General features: G+C 37.1%; 15 protein-coding genes. 7 read left to right on the top strand and 8 right to left on the bottom strand.

Translation table 11 applies throughout. The features are described 5' to 3' along the window. The first annotated feature begins 478 nt into the window (after nt 1–478). The 4 genes from KS419_RS24330 (at nt 479) to KS419_RS24315 (ending at nt 3,966) form a co-directional block, all read left to right on the top strand. Nucleotides 479–1,147, top strand: a complete 669-nt coding sequence (locus KS419_RS24330; RefSeq protein ID WP_246594766.1) for a YgjV family protein — start codon at nt 479–481, stop codon at nt 1,145–1,147. Then, complete coding sequence (locus KS419_RS24325; RefSeq protein ID WP_217069695.1) at nt 1,147–2,061, top strand: aldo/keto reductase; 915 nt, start codon at nt 1,147–1,149, stop codon at nt 2,059–2,061. Before KS419_RS24330 ends, KS419_RS24325 begins: the two co-directional genes overlap by 1 nt. 263 nt (nt 2,062–2,324) lie before the next feature. Then, on the top strand, nt 2,325–3,491 hold the full coding sequence (gene trpB / locus KS419_RS24320) for a tryptophan synthase subunit beta (RefSeq protein ID WP_217069701.1): 1,167 nt from the start codon (nt 2,325–2,327) through the stop codon (nt 3,489–3,491). 79 nt (nt 3,492–3,570) lie between these two features. Then, nucleotides 3,571–3,966: a DUF2203 domain-containing protein gene (locus KS419_RS24315; RefSeq protein WP_217069694.1), complete on the top strand. Its 396-nt coding sequence runs from the start codon at nt 3,571–3,573 to the stop codon at nt 3,964–3,966. A 22-nt stretch (nt 3,967–3,988) separates the two neighbouring features. Here the strand turns inward: KS419_RS24315 and KS419_RS24310 are convergent, their stop codons facing one another. Continuing rightward, the gene (locus tag KS419_RS24310) at nt 3,989–4,624 is read right to left on the bottom strand and encodes a 3'-5' exonuclease (RefSeq protein WP_343215123.1); all 636 of its coding nucleotides are present in this window, start codon (nt 4,622–4,624) and stop codon (nt 3,989–3,991) included. 214 nt (nt 4,625–4,838) lie between these two features. Here KS419_RS24310 and KS419_RS24305 point away from each other — a divergent pair, with 214 nt between their 5' ends. Continuing rightward, nucleotides 4,839–5,786 (top strand): aminoimidazole riboside kinase, encoded by a 948-nt coding sequence (locus KS419_RS24305; RefSeq protein ID WP_217069692.1) that lies wholly within the window; start codon nt 4,839–4,841, stop codon nt 5,784–5,786. 229 nt (nt 5,787–6,015) lie between these two features. Here KS419_RS24305 and gdhA read toward each other — a convergent pair whose 3' ends face one another. Next, nucleotides 6,016–7,398 carry an NADP-specific glutamate dehydrogenase gene (gene gdhA / locus KS419_RS24300; protein WP_217069691.1) on the bottom strand — a complete coding sequence of 461 codons (1,383 nt, stop codon included), beginning with the start codon at nt 7,396–7,398 and terminating at the stop codon, nt 6,016–6,018. 302 nt (nt 7,399–7,700) lie between these two features. Between gdhA and gltC the strand changes: the two genes are divergently transcribed. Beyond that, nucleotides 7,701–8,606 (top strand): glutamate biosynthesis transcriptional regulator GltC, encoded by a 906-nt coding sequence (gene gltC, locus KS419_RS24295; RefSeq protein ID WP_217069690.1) that lies wholly within the window; start codon nt 7,701–7,703, stop codon nt 8,604–8,606. Nucleotides 8,607–8,752: 146 nt separating this feature from the next. Beyond that, nucleotides 8,753–9,826, top strand: coding sequence for a tyrosine recombinase XerS (gene xerS / locus KS419_RS24290; RefSeq protein WP_217069689.1), 1,074 nt, complete (start codon nt 8,753–8,755; stop codon nt 9,824–9,826). A gap of 771 nt (nt 9,827–10,597) precedes the next feature. Here the strand turns inward: xerS and KS419_RS24285 are convergent. From KS419_RS24285 to parC, 6 genes are all read right to left on the bottom strand, one after another. Beyond that, the gene (locus tag KS419_RS24285) at nt 10,598–11,743 is read right to left on the bottom strand and encodes a Ger(x)C family spore germination protein (RefSeq protein WP_217069688.1); all 1,146 of its coding nucleotides are present in this window, start codon (nt 11,741–11,743) and stop codon (nt 10,598–10,600) included. Then, nucleotides 11,743–12,846 carry a GerAB/ArcD/ProY family transporter gene (locus KS419_RS24280; protein ID WP_217069687.1) on the bottom strand — a complete coding sequence of 368 codons (1,104 nt, stop codon included), beginning with the start codon at nt 12,844–12,846 and terminating at the stop codon, nt 11,743–11,745. Before KS419_RS24280 ends, KS419_RS24285 begins: the two co-directional genes overlap by 1 nt. A 34-nt stretch (nt 12,847–12,880) precedes the next feature. After that, entirely contained in the window at nt 12,881–14,353 is a 1,473-nt protein-coding gene (locus tag KS419_RS24275; RefSeq protein ID WP_217069686.1) for a spore germination protein, read from the bottom strand. A gap of 303 nt (nt 14,354–14,656) precedes the next feature. Next, a complete protein-coding gene (locus KS419_RS24270; RefSeq protein ID WP_217069685.1) occupies nt 14,657–15,937 on the bottom strand; it encodes an ABC transporter permease in 1,281 nt (426 codons plus the stop codon). Continuing rightward, nucleotides 15,924–16,625 (bottom strand): ABC transporter ATP-binding protein, encoded by a 702-nt coding sequence (locus KS419_RS24265; protein ID WP_217069684.1) that lies wholly within the window; start codon nt 16,623–16,625, stop codon nt 15,924–15,926. The genes KS419_RS24270 and KS419_RS24265 overlap by 14 nt, the downstream gene beginning before the upstream one ends. A 214-nt stretch (nt 16,626–16,839) precedes the next feature. After that, entirely contained in the window at nt 16,840–19,371 is a 2,532-nt protein-coding gene (parC, locus tag KS419_RS24260; protein ID WP_217069683.1) for a DNA topoisomerase IV subunit A, read from the bottom strand. Between the last annotated feature and the right edge of the window lie 3 nt (nt 19,372–19,374).

Genomic DNA, 19,374 nt, shown 5'->3' with positions numbered 1-19,374 from the left:
GCTTTCCTGTAAAGCACGGAAGGTAATTCTTTCTATCTCTTTCATTGTGATGTTAGGTATGGTATCTTTCATAGTAAGGGTCCTTTCTCTTTGTACAGTTGGTTTCTTGGTCGTTACTTACTATACAAAAAGAGGATCCTTTTTTCATGTGATGTGCTCACACCTACCGCGCTTTCGCTTGGTGTCCTTGGTGACGAGTGGGGAATAAAACCACTTCCCCACTCGTCACCAAGGTTACATATTCTTCCTTAACTTACTTTTTTTCCACCCACAAACATTTTACTCTAACAATATAGTTAACCATTATTTCACAAAAATCTAGTCAATGTAATAACTATTGATTTATAAGGAACAATAGGAAAGGAATTGTTCTAGGGAATTGCATTGTGGAGGGAAATTACTTTACTAGTATCCACACAACATGAAATAATACGATTGGGCAGTAACTGTCAGATTATTTAACGAGCGGGGGATTACATTGACAATACATTGGTTAGAGTGGTTAGGTTATTTAGCTTCCCTTATTGTGCTTATTTCACTATTAATGAGCTCCATAATTAAACTAAGATGGATAAACTTAATAGGATCCAGTGTTTTTTCACTATATGGGTTTCTCATTGGGGCTTTACCTGTGGGATTGATGAATATGGGAATTGCACTGATAAACATTTATTACTTAATTAGAATTTACCAATCAAAAGAGTACTTTAAATTGCTCCCACTAGAAGACAACTCCGAATACTTAAGTCAGTTTTTAAAGTTTTACAAGAAGGAGATTACCGCTTTTGGGTTTACCCCGGATCTTGATAGTAAAGAGAGTGATATTCGTTTTTTCATTTTAAGAAATATGGTTCCTGCAGGAGTTTATCTTGCTTCCAAACAGGATAAACATACACTGAAAGTGGATCTTGATTTTGTTACTCCAGAGTACCGAGATTTTAAAACAGGAAAATATATTTATGAGGATTGTATAGACTATTTTTTACATAAGGGTTATTCGAAGTTCATTAGCTATACGACAAATAAAGAGCATATAAACTACCTTAAAACAATCGGTTTTACTGAGAAAAAGGGAAATGACAGCAATACTGTTTTTGTAAAAAATTTAAGAGAAATCAATAACACTTCTAAGAAAGAGGGGATATGATGAAATATCGGAGATTAGGAAAGACAGATCTAAATGTTTCTGTCATCGGTGTAGGTACTTGGCAATTTGGAGGAGATTGGGGTAAAGATTTTACTCAAACAGAGGTAGATGGTATTTTAAACCGTGCTAAAGACTTGGGAATTAATTTGATAGACACTGCAGAATGTTATGGTCCTCACCATATGTCAGAGTCGTTTATAGGAAACTTTTTATCACGGGACAATCGGGAGGACTGGGTAGTGGCTTCCAAGTTCGGGCATAAATGGCATGACCACTGGGAACATGCGTGGAGTGCTGAAGCAGTTAAGATACAATTAGAGGAATCTCTTCAAGCATTAAAAACGGATTATATCGATTTATATCAGTTTCACAGTGGATCTGATGAAGTTTTTCTAAACGATGATCTATGGACAATGCTTGATAAGGCCATCCAGGCAGGAAAAATTCGGAATCTTGGAATCTCTATCGGGGCGAATGATAATATCTTTCAAACAGATAAAGCGGAGGAAGTGAATGCTAAGGCTATCCAAGTAGTCTATAACCGATTGGACCAAATACCTGAAAAAGAAGTATTTCCATCATGTATCAAACAGGATTTAGGGGTATTGGCAAGAGTTCCATTAGCAAGTGGATTTTTAAGCGGAAAATATCATCCAGGTGTCACCTTTCAAGACAATGTACGAAAGGGTTTGACACGAGAAGATATAGATAAAAAACTGACACTAGTAGAAAAAATTCAGAAAGAAGAAGTTCCTGAAGGGATAAATATGGCACAATGGGCTTTAGCATGGTGTCTCCAGCACCCAGCAGTGACGACTGTCATTCCAGGCTGTAAAAGTCCTGAACAAATAGAAATGAATGCGGCAGCAGCTGACTTGGAATTTGTGAAAGGCGATCATCCAAGTTCCATCTAGAAAAATAATTTAAAATTATGTTAATGAAGCTGACTTTAGAATTATTAATCTGAGTCAGCTTTATTAGTGTGGAAAAAAGCCTAATTTATCAGAAAAATTAATTTTTTTCAGTTTAATTGGTTGACAATATTATTGATTTATAGTTAAAATACCATTTAAGTATCACCTTTGCTTCACTAAAGCAAGTGAAGAAGGGAGCTACTTAATGGCAACGATTGTTGCCAAGTAGAAAAGATGAGCTTAGCTGAGGAGAGTGAAAGATGATGAGTAAATTAACAAAAGAAAAACAAGGTTATTTTGGAGAATTTGGAGGAAGTTTCGTTCCCCCAGAGCTTCAAGAAGTAATGGATGTTTTAGCCGCTGAATTTGAAAAATACAAGATTGATCCTGATTTCAATGAAGAATTTAAGTATTATTTAAAGGAGTTTGTTGGAAGGGAAAATCCTTTAACTTTTGCAAAACAATTAACAGAAGATTTTGGTGGGGCAAAAGTTTATCTTAAACGTGAAGATCTAAATCACACAGGTGCACATAAAATTAATAATGTCATTGGACAGATCCTTTTAGCAAAACGAATGGGAGCAAAGAGAATTATTGCAGAAACTGGTGCCGGGCAACACGGGGTTGCTACTGCTACTGCTTGTTCCATGTTTGGGATCGACTGTACAATTTACATGGGAAAACTGGACACAGAAAGGCAAGCCTTAAACGTGTTCCGGATGGAATTATTAGGAGCAAAAGTAGTTGCTGTTGATAAAGGACAAGGTAGACTAAAGGATGCAGTGGATGAAGCGTTGGGAGATCTAGTTCAGAACTATAAGGAGACATTTTACTTACTCGGTTCTGCAGTAGGTCCACATCCTTACCCGTCAATGGTAAAACACTTCCAATCCGTAATAAGTGAAGAATCTAAACGGCAAATTCTTGAGAAGGAAGGGCGCCTTCCGGATGCTGTTATTGCAGTAACTGGTGGGGGCAGTAATGCCATTGGAGCCTTTTCACATTACATTGATGAACCTTCTGTCCGTCTCATCGGTGTAGAACCGGATCAAGCAGCAACGTTAACTCACGGAACACCCGCTGTCATACATGGATTCAAATGTCTCGTATTACAGGATGAGGAGGGGAATCCACAACCAACTTATTCCATCGCTGCCGGATTAGATTATCCTGGAATCGGACCTGAACATAGTTTCTTAAAAACAACCGGACGAGCGGAATATTATACTGTGACTAAGGAAGAAGTTCTCGATGCATTTAAACTATTATCTAAAAGGGAAGGAATTATTCCTGCATTAGAAAGTGCCCATGCTGTTGCATACGCGAAAAAACTTGCCCCTGAACTGTCAAAAGATAGTATCATTATCATCAACATTTCAGGTCGGGGAGATAAAGATGTTCAGCATGTATATGAATTATTAAAAAAATAAAAAGGAAATCCTTCTAGTAACTTACAGTTAAAACGTACTAGAAGGATTTTAATATATTAAGAAACGAGGGGGATTAATAATGGCGGAAATCTATTTCAGTGTTAAGGAAGCGAATGGTTTAATTCCAACCATAAAGAAAGAATTAGCGGAGCTGCAAAAATTACAAAAGCTGAGCCAATATAAATTCTCCCAGTTAAACAAAGTAAAAGATAGAAATCAACCGGATAAAGTAAAGCGGGATAGTGCTTTCACCCTGGAATGTGAACTTGATTTTATTGAAATCGTAGCGCATCTTCACGTTTTAAATATTAGGGCAACTGGTGCACATTTAAAAGGAATTGATCCTGGCCTTGTTTACTTCCCGTCTAAAATGAATGGGGAAGAGGTGTTCCTTTCCTGGAAACAGGGGGAAGAAGAAATATCCCATTATCAACTAGAACACGAAGGAACAACAGGACGAAAACTTCTCGAATAGGGGAAACTGCAAAGAAGGGTTCTTACTTCTTTTCCGTAGTTGTTTTTTTCTTATGTAAGAGTCTTCGTTGTCTCGCTTTATATTTATGCCTTTTTATTTCTTGTATCGTTATTGAACTTTTAGCTAATGTTATATCATCGATATATTTCAAAAATAGTTGTGTTGTATTCAATGTGTCATCAATGCCACGGTGTGCCTTACCTATTGGTTCAATTTGAGCTAATTGTAAGGCATTTTTTAATCCTAATTGTTCGTTTGTTTCTCCCTCCGTTGCTTTACCGATTATTCTGCTAATTTGTGGTTGAATATTATTAAAATTTTTGATCCAATCAACCTCCATTTTGTTGCGCAAACATTGATCCATTAAATGTACTTTGTCGTCCCTTCCCCATGAACACAAATAATACTCTTCCCCAAGCCAATGGATAAACTCTTCCATTCCCCTGTAAAAAGGAACAGCTTTTTTCATGTCTTCTTTTGTCATATTAATAAATTTTCTTGTACTCTTAGATATATAACCACTGTTGGGTAAGATGTAGATTTGAAGTTCATCCACTATTTTCTTTTGCTGTAAGTCCACTTTGCAAGCCCCAATTTCAACGATTTCACTCAATTGCCCTTTACGGAACCGTTTGACAAGTTCTAAATCAAATACCACTGCAAACAAACCATACCACCTCTAATAAATCCATTTAATAGCCATTCAAACGAAACAATATCCTTATGTAATAGTAATGCCCCACCATGTTGAAGTCAAACTTCAATAAACCAATTAAAGTAGGATGTTTTTATAAGTGTATTCATTTACTGCTGTATTTTTGACCGATAATAATAGATAATAAAATAAATAGGTACTAGGGGAGTCGATGTTGATGAAAAAAGGAATTTTATCGTTAGGAGAAGCACTTATAGATTTTATTCCATTAGACCGTGAAAATATGACATATCAAAAGAGTCCTGGAGGTGCACCTGCCAACGTTTCTGTTGGTGCGGCGAGATTAGGTGCTAAATCAACATTTTTAGGGAAAGTCGGGGATGATATATTAGGGAGGTTCCTGCAAAAAACCCTTATGCAATATGGCGTTCGAACGAATCAAATGCGATTAACTAAAGACGTTCGGACTGGTGTTGTATTTGTAACTAATGGAGAAGATGGAGAAAGAAGTTTTGACTTTTATATCAATCCAAGTGCTGATCGTTTTATTCAAAGGGATGAAGTGGACGAACAGGATTTTGCAGAACATAAAATCTTACATTTTGGGTCTATTTCTATGATCAGTAACCCATCAAAAGATACTACAAAGTACGCAGTAAGTTTAGCCAAAAAGGAAGGAATGATCATCTCTTACGATCCAAACCTCCGCTTAGGTCTGTGGGAGTCGGAAGTCCAGGCAAGGGAGACGATTATCTCGATGCTGGGAGAAGTGGATCTATTAAAGATATCGGAAGAAGAACTTAGCTTTATCACTGGGGAAACCGATTTACATATAGGAGTAGAGAAGCTCCAACAATATGAAATTCCAGTAATACTAATAACTTTTGGTGGAAAAGGGAGTTATATCTTTACTTCGGAAGGTTATGAACACGTTCCGGCAATGCCTGTTACAGCAATTGATACGACTGGAGCTGGGGATGCATTTGTATCTGGGATCTTATATTCACTTAATGAATATGAAGGGGATATACAATCTATTCCCCTAAAGACAATGGTTGAAATGGCAACGTTCGCTTCTGTTTCAGGAGCGCTGGCAGCTTCTACAAAAGGGGCCATGACTGCCTTACCTACACTTGATGAAGTAAGAAAACATCTTCAAAGCTAGAATGGTATAAACGTAGGAACTGGCGGTCAAAAATACTACAGATTAATTCGTAATTTAGTTTAAAAAAGGGAGAAGTCCACGGTCATTTGGACATCTCCTTATTATTGATACGATTGTATAAGTTTTGGTACTTTCAGATTACTAGAAGAGGAAGATGCAGCAGGGCTTGGATCACTTTTGGCAGGCTACTCCCTGAACTACATCTTGCTGCCTAGGACAAGGGGTCTTCTTAAATAACACCTTGCATTATCATTGCATCTGCCACTTTAACAAACCCTGCAATATTGGATCCCACAACTAAGTTTTCAGGTGCATCATATTCCATTGCAGCACGCTTACTCTCCTGATAAATACTCTTCATTATATCTTGTAATTTTCCATCTACTTCATCAAATGACCAGAAAATCCGTGCACTATTTTGAGCCATCTCCAAGGCAGAGACTGCCACACCACCGGCATTCGCTGCTTTCGCAGGGGCAAATAGAATATTGTTCTTTTGGAAAATATGGATTGCATCGAGCGTAGAAGGCATGTTTGCCCCTTCTCCTATGGCTAAAACTCCGTTAGAAACTAACATTCTTGCTGCCATTCCATCAATTTCATTTTGTGTAGCACAAGGAAGGGCAATGTCACAAGGTATCGACCATATGCCGGAACAACCTTCAATATAAATTGCCATCGGATGCTCCTTGACATACTCACTAATTCTTTTCTTTTCCACTTCTTTCAAACGTTTAACCGTATCCAGATTAATTCCTTCACTATCGTAAACATATCCTCCAGAATCACTACATGAAACGATAGTTGCCCCAAGTTCCATTGCTTTTTCCATTGCATAAATAGAAACATTTCCAGTCCCAGAAACAATGACATTTTTCCCTTTAAAGGAAAGACCTTTGTCCTTTAACATTTCTTCTACGAAATAAACTGTACCATAGCCAGTAGCTTCTTTACGGGCAAGACTGCCTCCAAAACCTGGACTCTTTCCAGTTAATACTCCAGGTTCGTAACCACCTTTAAGTTTTTTATATTGACCGAACATATATCCGATTTCCGTGGCACCAACACCAATGTCTCCTGCAGGTACATCTAAATCTGGACCGATATATTTACTTAACTCTGTCATAAAGCTTTGTGTAAACCGCATGATTTCCCCATCAGATTTCCCTTTAGGGTCAAAATCAGAGCCACCTTTTCCACCACCGATCGGCTGGCCAGTAAGAGAGTTCTTAAAGATTTGTTCAAATCCTAAAAATTTAATGATGCTGGAGTTAACGGAGGGATGGAACCGTAAACCACCCTTATATGGACCGATGGCACTGCTGAACTGTACACGATATCCGCGGTTCACCTTTATTTTTCCATGATCATCCACCCACGGCACACGGAAAGAGATGATCCTTTCAGGTTCAACGATTCTTTCGAGGATTCCTTGATTCATATATTGTGGTTTTCTCGCAAGAACAGGAACTAATGAATCAAACACTTCCTTGATTGCTTGATGGAACTCCAATTCATGGGGATCTCTTTTTTTCACAGTATCAAAAACTCTATTTACATACTCTTGTGCCACTTCTCTCGAGGAATCAACCACTTTTTCCATTGTTTTCATCTTCCGTACCTCCCATAACTGAATAATTCATAGAGTTTAGGGCCTGTTAAGTGAAAATGAGATTTTCTAAAAGACGGTTGATTTTTTACGGAAGGTGAAAAATCCCTGTGGGAAAATTAAGTTTCCGGGAGTAAAAACCAACAATCTAGTTTAACAGAGCCAAAATTTAAAAAATTTCGTTAATTTTATGGATAGATTTTCTACTATGTAGTATTTTATAATTAAAGAAATGATCTAATCAATATCAATAATCGATAGAATTAATGCTGATTTGAGAACGATAAGGTAGAGGACGTGTTTTTGTGGAAATTCGACAATTAAAATATTTTATGGAAGTGGCATACAGAGAACATGTAACCGAAGCAGCAGACGCCCTTCATGTGGCACAATCTGCTGTCAGCAGACAAATATCGAATTTGGAAAAGGAATTAGGAGTTGATTTATTTATAAGAGAGGGGAGGCGCGTGAAATTAACCCCTATTGGAAAAATGTTCCTAGAACGAATTAAACAAGGATTAAATGTTATTGATGATGCCACACGAGAAGTGGAAGAATACTTGGATCCTGAAAAAGGAACAATCCGAATCGCTTTTCCTATCAGTCTTGCTGCCTATACACTCCCAACAGCCATCTCCGCATTCCGGACGAGATATCCAGAAGCGAAGTTTCAACTAAAGCAAGCATTGTATCGCGATTTAATTGAAGGTGTCATAAAAGGGGATTATAATATGGCACTCATAGGTCCAGTCCCAATGAACGAAACGAAAATTAAGAAGAAGATCTTATTTACCGAAGACATTGTGGCTTTGCTGCCAATCCATCATCCGTTAGCGGACAAAACAACAATAAATTTATTTGATTTAAAAGATGATCCATTTGTATTATTACCGGATGGATTTGTTTTTAGGGAAATTGTTATCAACGCCTGTATAAAGCTTGGTTTTATGCCAAATGTCGCCTTTGAAGGGGATGATATTGATGCATTAAAAGGGCTCGTATCTGCAGGATTAGGGGTAACCTTAATGCCAGAAGTCACATTAGTTGACAGTTTGCCAAGGGCAACGGTTAAAATACCATTAGTAGAACCAAATGTTACACGAACTGTCGGTGTTATCATTCCAACAGATCGCGTATTACTACCAACGGAAGAAATATTTTTTGAGTTTATTCAAGATTTCTTTGCCAGATTAAATCATTTTAAAGGGTAGAGAGAAGAGTGGGAATCTGTTTTTGTTATCAAATATGAGATAGACATCATTTCTCCTTCTCCCAAACCGAGAAGATTATTACGTAAAATAATAATTTGACGAAATAATCGTAATGTTTTATACTATTATTAAGGAGGATTGGTAAAATGACCCAAGAATCAAGACTTCGCTATTTTGAGCGCATTGAAGAAAAGGTTCGGGAACTTCCATGGTATGTTGGTGAATATATTGATAAACGAAAACGTAAACTTTCTCCTGCGTCACTTCTGAATTATTGCCATGACTATCTTATCTTTTTTGACTGGATTGTCAGTGAGGAACTTTTTAATGGAAAACGTCAGGATATCCCCCTTAAGCTGTTGGAAAAATTAACGAGGCAGCAAGTTGAGGATTTTCTCTCTTTCTTAGAGTTTAAACTTGCTAACTCTCCATTAACTGTAAATCGAAAACTATCATCCTTAAAATCTCTTTTTCATTACTTACAGAACATAGCTGAAACATCGGAATTAGAACCATATCTTAAGAGAAATGTGATGGCAAAAGTGGAATTAAATAAGATTAAAGAAGATCAAGAAACCCTTGCAAACCGTATGGAAGGAAAAATACTACGGGGAGATGAATACGAACATTTCAGAGAGTTCGTGGCCCATGAGTACGGTATCCTTCATCAAGACAATGTGAAAATGAACAACTTCCATTTAAAAAACAGAGAACGGGATACCGCAATTATTTCCTTAATATTAGGTTCCGGGTTACGTTTATCAGAGATCGTTGGCCTTGATATTAGTGATATCGACTTTCAAAAGTATACCGCAAGGGTCATGCGTAAAGGAAACAAAGAACAATATGTCTATTTCAGTGAGCAAGCAATGCTTGATTTAAAAGAGTATTTAGCGATTCGTTCCGAACGATATGAATTAGATAAGACATTACGGGCACTCTTTGTTGCTGCTCCTATGGGTCCTAAAGGGACAACGAGAAGATTAACGGCGAGATCAGTGGAAAAGCTGGTGGAAAAATACGCGAAAGCATTCGGAAAACCGGCACTATCAGTACATAAATTAAGACATTCGTTTGCAACCCGATATCAGATGGAAAACAATGATATCCCTAAATTACGACGTCAATTAGGCCATTCATCCGTTCAGACTACAATGATTTATACCCATTTAACAAATACCGAACTAGAAGATGCCGTAAAAAAAATGGATCGTCACTAAGACAAGTTCAATAAAAACTTTACCAGTGTAAATCACAAGGTAAAGTTTTTTTAAATTCCCTAGCATCAAATACTATCTCTAGAAATGTATCATTCCCCCTCTTTTTTAAAGTTAGTTTACATAATATTATTTATAAGAACTTATTTGTGTTTGGAGGATTTAGTCTCAAAACATAAGTATACTTTATAATGAGACAGAAAATAAAAAAAATTAAATAAGACTCTTTTCACATAGATTGTTGTTTTTAAAGCAAAATTATTGCTTGGATACACTACAGGCGGACGCTTTCACCACAGGCACAAGTGCGACATCTGTTCCTACTCGCTGCGGGGCACTTCGGAAATGTCAACCGAAGTCAAAGAGCTGACTTCTGCTACTTCTTCGAATTCGCTGTCCAACGAGCATTTACTTCACGAGTTATCTTCGAGTTGCCTCGACGGATATACTCCAGGAGCAATGCTTTTAGAGGAAGAGGCACTGCCCTGCGCTCGTGTGCCTATGCGCTTGCGCTTTTCTTTGTCTAGCTCAAGCGCCTACTCGCTACGGGGCACTTCGGAAGTGAAAAACGAAGTCAAAGATCAGACTTCTTGTTTTCATTCCTCCACTGCCCTACGCTCGTTAGCCTAGGCGCTTGCGCTTTTCTTTGTCTAGCTCAAGCGCCTACTCACTACGGGGCACTTCGGAAGTGACAACCGAAGTCAAAAGCTGACTTCTTGTTGTCATTCCTCCACTGCCCTACGCTCGTGAGCCTAGGCGCTTTCGCTTTTCTATTTACCTTCCAAGTTTCTTTTTCTCTAGTACTCCCCTCTGTCCCGTTTGTTCAATTTCAACCTCCACAGTTGTTGTTATATCGGATTCTTTCCATCCTGTCTCATCCCAATTCAAGGTTTTGAAATAATCATAGTCTGTGGCCCAAATATGATGTCCAATTAACCACGGTTCCACATTCAAATCCTTTGCTTTCTTCACTACATCTTCCACATCGCTTTTTATCTTCCCTTCAATTTTTTCTTCAATTTTCCTTAAATGCTCGTTGGATGTTTGAAAATCATGTTCCGATAAATACACTATTTCTGCTTTTCCACTAACATCTAATGTAAGTTTAACAGGGTTGGTCTTCTCAAAGTCAATATCAACTGTGGTTCCTACCCTTGAGGAAACCGTTACCTCCACTCCCTCTAGCTCAATCTCCAAAGTATAATTCATATTATCCAATTTCCGTTCTTTTAACAATTCACTTTTCCCTGCTTGGGAACCTGTAAACTCACCAACCAACTTCCCCTTATGAAACAATGCCATATCCTCTATTACAATATTTACATCGGAATAGGCAAACGGTAAAGTACCAGCATTCCCAACCATATTCGTATCCCTACGAAATTCAAATAAGCGAACCTCTTTGGAACGGGAAAGCTTTTGGTCTGCATTAAAAAATCGTTCCAAATATAAAGCTGGCAGGCTAATTAATCGTGACTCTTGATTAAGGAACTCGTCCACTTCATTTTGACTTCTAATAATTGCTAAATATACTTGATTTGCTAAAGGTGCCCTCCGATCTAATAAATCCAATACATCTTCTAGTCCTTGTCTTGCTAAAGTATCCCCAATCACTACAGCTTTTAAATGACCAAAAAAGAGCACTGTAGGTGTATAAGCCTCAATATTCGATATGGCATCCCATAAAGACGGTCCTTTTCCAGTGATCGTCTCGAATTCATTAGCGGAAATAGCCCCACCGTCTGAAGGGGTGATTACAGGGACTTGTAACGTCACAATAAATTCCTCTTCTTCCGTAATATCAATCCCCATACCTAAAATCATGGTACGTTGATCAATTTCCCTAGCATCGGTAGCACATCCGGTAAGGAACAAAACAAAAAACCCCAGTATTATAAATTGAACATTCCGCTTTTGCATCATTTCCCGACCCCTTGTTTCTTTCGAATTAATAAATAGGCAAGTATCGTCATTGGAATTAATAATGCATAAACTAACATATTCATATTGTAATACCGCCAATCAAAATTAGTAATACTGGGGGTCAGTAACGTTAATAGTAGAACAATAGATGTGACAATCGCTATATGAAAACCCTGTTTTTCTGGTGTTACTGGAAAAATTAACCTTAAAAGAAAAGCTGTGAACCAAATAAATATTAAGCCGATCTTAAAAAATGATATAATCCAGACCGTTAAAAAAAATAAATCAAGTCGTTCAAATAAGCCAGTTGGTGATGTGGATGTCTGCATGAGTGCAGTAACTGGTGATAATAACGTTAAAGCTTGATCATAACCAAAAACTCCAAGAGTTGCTACGCAAATTAATACATAGGTAACCATAATGGATAGGATACTAAATGTTATTGGTTTAAACACTTTCACATCATTTTTTACTAGTGGAACAAAGGCAAATAACGCGATGATTCCCCCATAACGGGTAACTTCAGAAAGGGAACTTTTTAAAAAGGTAATCGCATCCACACCGAAATATGGCGGCACATTAATCCAACGGAATTCATCTGAGAATAAGAAGGAAATTAATGCGATGACTAAAAGAATTTCATGAAAAAAAATAACTACAATCATTCGTGATATGGCATGAATTCCATATAAAGCAGATAAAAATAATACAAGTAAAAAAGAACTTCCTATAATCCACTGCTCTGTATCCTGCATTAAGTAAGTCTGGACAATAATAATTAAGCTTTTTGTCCCAAAAAGCAGACTGTATATAGAGCTTGCAAATAAATAGAAAATAACTGAATAAAATATCCATTTCGGGCTCATCTCTTTAAACAGATGAAAGAAGTCCCTGTTCTGATGTTTATCAACCACTTTTTTCCACATAAATATAAGTAGTAAATACGGCAGTACTGCTACAATCACTTTTAACCATGCGCTCCGAATTTCTTCCGATGAAATATAAGGTAAGAACATAAACCCAAGCGTTACTGCTGAACAATAGGTAAAAGTGAAAAGTTCAACACTTCCAATTCTTTTGTATTTACTTTGAATTTCCATTTTCTCTCATCCTCACAGGTTCCCATGTTTTTCACTATCGTAACGGAAGAAAAAAGCGTTTCAACTCATATTTGTCAAATGGTGCTAATGGATACATATATGGCTTATCAAATGAATCAAGCTTACAGAGATGCACAATTAAAAAGCCCACTGCTAAAGTTAATCCATATAACCCTAACAAAGTGGAGACACCTACTAATAAATAGCGAATAATTCTCCACGAGGAAACAAATTCCCAAGATGGTGTTGTAAAGAGTGCTATCGCTGTAAAAGCAATGACAATTACCATCGTATGACTAACAATCCCCGCTTCCACAGCAGCGGTTCCAATAACTAACCCACCAACGATACCAATTGTTTGTCCCACAAAACTAGGTAATCGGATACTTGCTTCTACGAGTACGTCTAAAGCAAACATCATCAGTATAGCCTCTGCCGTTGCTGGAAGGGGAATTTGAACCCTTGATTGGGCCACACTGATTGTAAGAGTTGTCGGGATCAGTTCCGGCTGAAAAGCAACAAGTGCCACATACAATGCTGGTAAAATCGTACCAATAAATAAACTGGAAATCCTTAGTATACGAATAAATAATAAGTTCCACCGCACAAGAAAAAAATGATCTTCACTTGTTTCCAGAAGATCCATCAATGTGACTGGTGTAATAGCACAAAAAGTAGAATTATCAAGGAAGATAACTACTTTTCCTTGGATCAGAGAATATGCCACTAGATCTGGTCGTTCCGACATTGTTGCTTGTGGAAAAATCGAATTAGGGTGTTTAGAAATATATTTAGTTAACTGCCCTATCGTTAACAGATGCTCTTTCTTATAAGATTTAATTAATTGATCAAGATGTTGAATTACTTTCGGCTCACAATACTGTTCCAAATATAGTACTGCCACTTGAGTATTACTTACTACTCCAACATCATATCCTTTACTTTTTAATCGGGGATCTTTAATAAACTGCCGCATTACCCCAACGTTTTTCCTGCTGTCCTCAATAAAACTGAATTTTGCCCCATACACTTGATACTCAGTGGTTGGGTCATTTGGTGATCTGTCCAGTTTTTCTGCCAAAAAAACAATGACTGGATCTAATTGATCAATGTGAACCAGAATATTCCCATCTAAAACGCTTTGTACGGCCATATTCCAATCTGTTACCCTTTCATACTTCGTAACAGTGATAATACTTCCTAAGTTTTCAGATGTCGTCACGTGATCAAAATGATGTAATAAGGGTTTGATCACACTTTCTTCTAATTGAGGCTGGCTAATTAATGCTGAAAAATAACATATATAAACAGGACGATTATTTGGAAGGTGGAAACTTCGTTCCGAAAAGTCAAAACTATTCGAGAAAATTTGATTTAATTTTTGTTTAACCGTTATACTTTCCTTCGGAGGTTCTGAGTCAATATCAACAAACGTCTTCAAATAACTTTCAAAAGATAAATGTTTAATTGGATTAATTTCTCTCTTTTTAAACAAGTTTCCTAACATGTCTACTCCTCCCTTCCATGTATTTATTATTCAATAATTACTAAAAGATATTCAGTATATTGATAAAGACTTTAAATTTCAAAAAACCCATCAGCAATGTGATGGGTTTAATGGGCTATAGTAAATTATTTTAATATTGAAATACTAGTAGACCGAGTATTAGTATCCAAAAACCAATTCCTAGCGTGAAAATCCCCCTTGTCACTCCCTGCTTCATGGAACAAACCCTCCTAATCCAAAATATAGTTAACATAATATTATTATGGGTGATTAAAAAAATAAATTTTTTATGTTGTACTTTTATTATGCTTCTCTACGTAATGCAGTCAGCACGTTAATACTAGTAGCTTTTGCCGCTGGTCTAAATCCCGATAACATCGCTACCCCCACACTTATAGCTACTGCAATCAACACAAGCTCTATTGGAATTGCTGAAAAGACAATATCTATTTCTGTTGATTCCGTGACCGATTCTAAGATCAGAGGTATTATTATGTTTGCGGCGAAACTAACAATATATGAAATAAGTACACCAAAGAATGAACCAATTACACCAATAAATGCACTTTCCATTAAGAACATTTGCCGAATATTTAACGGGTTTGCTCCCAGTGCTTTCATAACACCTATTTCATGTGTTCTTTCTGTTACTGCCATTGTCATTGTGTTAAATATTCCGATAGATGCAATAATAACTGCAACTGCACCCACAAAAATTAATCCTGCCTTAAATGCTGCAAAGAATATATTTAACCGGTCAATTTCCTCTGTTATGGAATAGACTGCAAAGTTCATCTCTTTTAACTCTTTCGTTACACGTTCATTTTGCTGGATATCCATTACATGAACTGATACATTATCATAGATTTCTAACCGTTCCTTCGGTTCATCCATCACAGTAAATATTTCCTCTTTAAGATCTATATTTGCATAGATACTTCCATCATTCAGCCAATCCCTCGCAGATTCCTTACCAATACCTACAATGACAAATTCCTTTTCATAGAGAATGGACTCTGATTCATAGTCTTTAATCTGGACCAATATTGTCTCATTTAATAGATCTCCACTAAAGTTATTGCCAGTTTCCCCTTCTTCCAATTCATTGTCCCCTATTGGTTCATATAACGTTTCTTTAAAATCATAACCAACAATAATTTCATTGGTCTTTTCAGGATATCTACCCTCAGACAATGAAAAATTAGTAGTTTCTGCACTATCCAAATTCCTTAATAACATTTGTGAGTAACCCTCAAATTCATTTAAATTAGTAACGACAACTCCTGGTACATAATCCTGGGTGACCACACCTGTTACATCTTCAATCGTATTTATACTCTCCACATCCTCCTTTGTTAAAGGATGGAATTCCCCATCAATGTCCTTTCCATGTACTCTGATTTCAGTAATTGACTGGTATTCTGTCATTTGTTCCATTATACTCCCTTGAAGTCCGAATCCTATTGATGCTAATACAATTAGAAAAGCACAGCCCATTGTTGTTGCAAGGACAGTCATAAAAACTCTTAATTTATTCTTTTTCATGTTCTTTTTTACCATTTGAAATTGGTCATTTAGTTTCATAATAAACACCCCGTTCTTCCATTTCACCATCATGTAATGCTAATGTACGATCTGCTACTTTAGCAACTTCCATGTCATGGGTAATCATTAAAAATGTAATTCCTTCTTTTTCATTTAATTCCTGAAGTAAGTCAAGGATCCCTTGTTCTGTTTCAGAATCTAGACTACCAGTTGGTTCATCGGCTAAGATAATTGTAGGATTTGTTATTAATGCCCTGCCAATGCTGACCCGTTGCTGTTGGCCACCGGAAAGTTCATTGGGATAATGGAATCCGTGTTGATCTAAGCCAATCCGCTTTAACATGGCCTCTACGCTCTGCTGCCTTTCCCCTCGTTTCATTCCTTTTAAAATTAGTGGCAATTCAATGTTTTCAAAGGCTGTCAAGCTTGGAATAAGTTCATAGCTCTGAAATATAAAACCAAAATGATCTAAGCGGAATTTAGCCCATTCTTTCTCGGTATAACCATCTGTGTTCTGTTCAAAAATTTCAATTGTACCAGAATCTGGGGATATGTAGCCTGACAGTAGATTTAATAATGTGGACTTTCCAGAGCCACTCCTTCCCACTATGGCAACAATCTCACCTTTTTTTACCTCAAAACTGACTTTTTTTATAACTGGAATTGATGTTTGATTCCCCTTTTTTCCGATGTGATAGGAATAATCCAATTGTTTAACTTTTATCATTTTGTCACTTCCTTTTAGTAATAATGTAATTTATGTTCTAGGTGTATTAATATATATAGTACACTTAATATAATATTCCGGTAAGGGGAAGTTGTCAACATTAATTTTTTTTATTTAACACAAAAAGTTCGGGGACATGGTCCCCGAACTTTTTGTGAACTTTACGAAAGAAAAGACCAAAACACGATGTGCCTTGGTCACTATTTGATCGTTCTTAAAATAAGGTTTGTTGATCATCATCTGCAGGATTAACCGTGTTACTACTGTGATCTGGTTCTTCAGGTTCTTCTGATTCCCCAGTTTCTCCTTCCAAAGGTCCGTCTTCCCTTGGTTCAACCCATACTTCCTTCACATCTCCAGCTTCTGCAATGTCAAAAATAAATGAACCATTGGTATACCTGTCATTAAATCGAACAGTATTCACCTCAATTGACTCCAACACTCCATTTTCAGAAAGTACCCATACGACATCATTCTTATATACTGGAACTAAAGATGCCACACGATGAGGTTGCCGCTTCAGTTCTTTAAGCATCACTAACCCCCGTTTTGCACGGCTAGTCTTCTCAAAGACACTTAACTTCATTCGTTTGAACGCAGCCCGTTGTGTCACTAAAAATAAACTCGGTTCCTTTTGCCCAGGAACAAAGGTAAAGGAACTGACAACGTAATCATCCGATTTCAAATTAATGGACTTAACGCCTGCCGTCCTCTGTCCTGTTATACTTATTTCTTCCTCTGAATACCATAAACCATATCCATTCCTTGTTGCTATAAATATATCTGTATTCCCTTCTGTTAAAGTGACGAATTTGACTTCATCATCTTTTTTTAATTTCACTGCCATAAGGGCTTTTGAGTTTCTTTGAGCTTTATATTCAGATAGGATGGAACGCTTCACCATTCCATTTTTTGTAGAAAACAGCAGAAATTGATTATCTGTAAACTCTTTCACCGGGATAGCCGTAATTATGCTATCTTCATTGTCCATTGATATGATATTTGCCACATGCTGTCCACTGTCTTTCCAACGAATTTCTGGCAATTGATGAACAGGGATAAACAAATACGACCCTTTTTTTGTAAAAAGTAATAGGGTGTCTGTTGTATTCAATTCCATAGTTGTCATCAACCGGTCCGTTTCCTTCATCCCAGGTGGTTCCCCATTGGAAGCAGTGTAGGAGCGGATACTGGATCGTTTCACATATCCGTCCTTCGTCACAGTTACCATCACATCTTCGGATGGAATGACAACTTCAAGATTTATTTTTAAATCTTCAATTTCATGTTCAATAATTGTCCTTCTTGGATTATCAAATTTCTTTTTAATTGCCCGCATCTCTTTTTTGATCTCACCGATAAGTTTTGATTCACTGGCAAGTATACTTTCAAGACGTTCAATTTGCTTTTTTAACTCATCCGCTTCTTCTTGAAGAGTTGTAATGTCTGTATTCGTTAAACGGTAAAGTTGTAACATAACGATGGCTTCCGCTTGTGGTTCAGTAAATCCAAATTTTTCTTGTAAATGATTCTTTGCATCTCGTTTGTCTTTCGATGCACGGATCGTTTCTATTACTTCATCTAAAATTGAAATTGCTTTAATAAGACCCTCAACAATATGTTCCCGTTCTTTTGCCTTAGATAAATCAAATTTTGTACGACGGGTAACAACATCTTTTTGATGCTCTATGTATGAATAAAGCATCTGTTTTAAACCCATCAGCTTCGGTGTTTTGTTGGAAATTGCAACCATATTAAAGTTATAAGAAACTTGCAAATCTGTGTTTTTATATAAGTAATGTAGAATACCCTGTCCATCGGCGTCTTTCTTTAACTCAATGACAATTCGGAGGCCTGTTCGGTCTGTGTCGTCCCTTACCTCAGCAATTCCGTCTACTTTTTTATCAATTCTTAGCTCGTCCATTTTCTTCACAAGATTTGCTTTATTAACCTCATAAGGAATTTCCGTAATGGTTACTTGTTGTTTTCCACCACGAAGTTCCTCAATTTCTGCTTTTCCCCGTAGTACGATCTTCCCTTTTCCTGTCTCATATGCCTTTCTAATACCTTCTACTCCTTGGATGGTACCACCTGTAGGAAAATCAGGACCTTTTATGTACTTCATTAAATCATCAATTGTACATTCTGGGTTTTCCATCTGATAAATTGTAGCATCAATAACCTCGCCTAATTGATGTGGAGGGATATCAGTAGCATACCCACTGGAAATACCGGTAGAGCCATTTACTAGTAAGTTAGGATATCTTGCAGGGAGTACTACAGGCTCTTCTAATGAATCATCAAAGTTTAACATGAAGTCAACCGTGTCTTTTTCTATATCACTTAATAACTCACTGGAGATTGCTGATAAACGGGCCTCAGTATATCGCATTGCAGCGGGAGGGTCACCATCAATTGATCCGTTGTTACCATGCATTTGAACAAGGAGATTGCGCATTTTCCAATCTTGGCTTAAACGAATCATCGCATCGTAAACGGATGAATCACCATGGGGATGATAATTACCGATAACATTACCAACTGTCTTCGCTGATTTACGAAATGGTTTATCAAATGTGTTCCGATCCATATGCATAGCATATAAAATTCTCCGTTGTACAGGTTTTAACCCATCCCTTGCATCTGGTAAAGCACGGTCTTGAATAATATATTTGCTGTATCGTCCAAACCTGTCCCCAATGACATCTTCTAAAGGCAGGTCTAAATAACTTTCTTTTTCCTGCAAGGA

Source organism: Evansella tamaricis, from assembly GCF_019042215.1.
Classification (GTDB): Bacteria; Bacillota; Bacilli; order Bacillales; family Salisediminibacteriaceae; genus Evansella; species Evansella tamaricis.
Note: the sequence above shows the minus strand (reverse complement) of the source record. Positions and strands in the feature narration are given on the sequence as shown.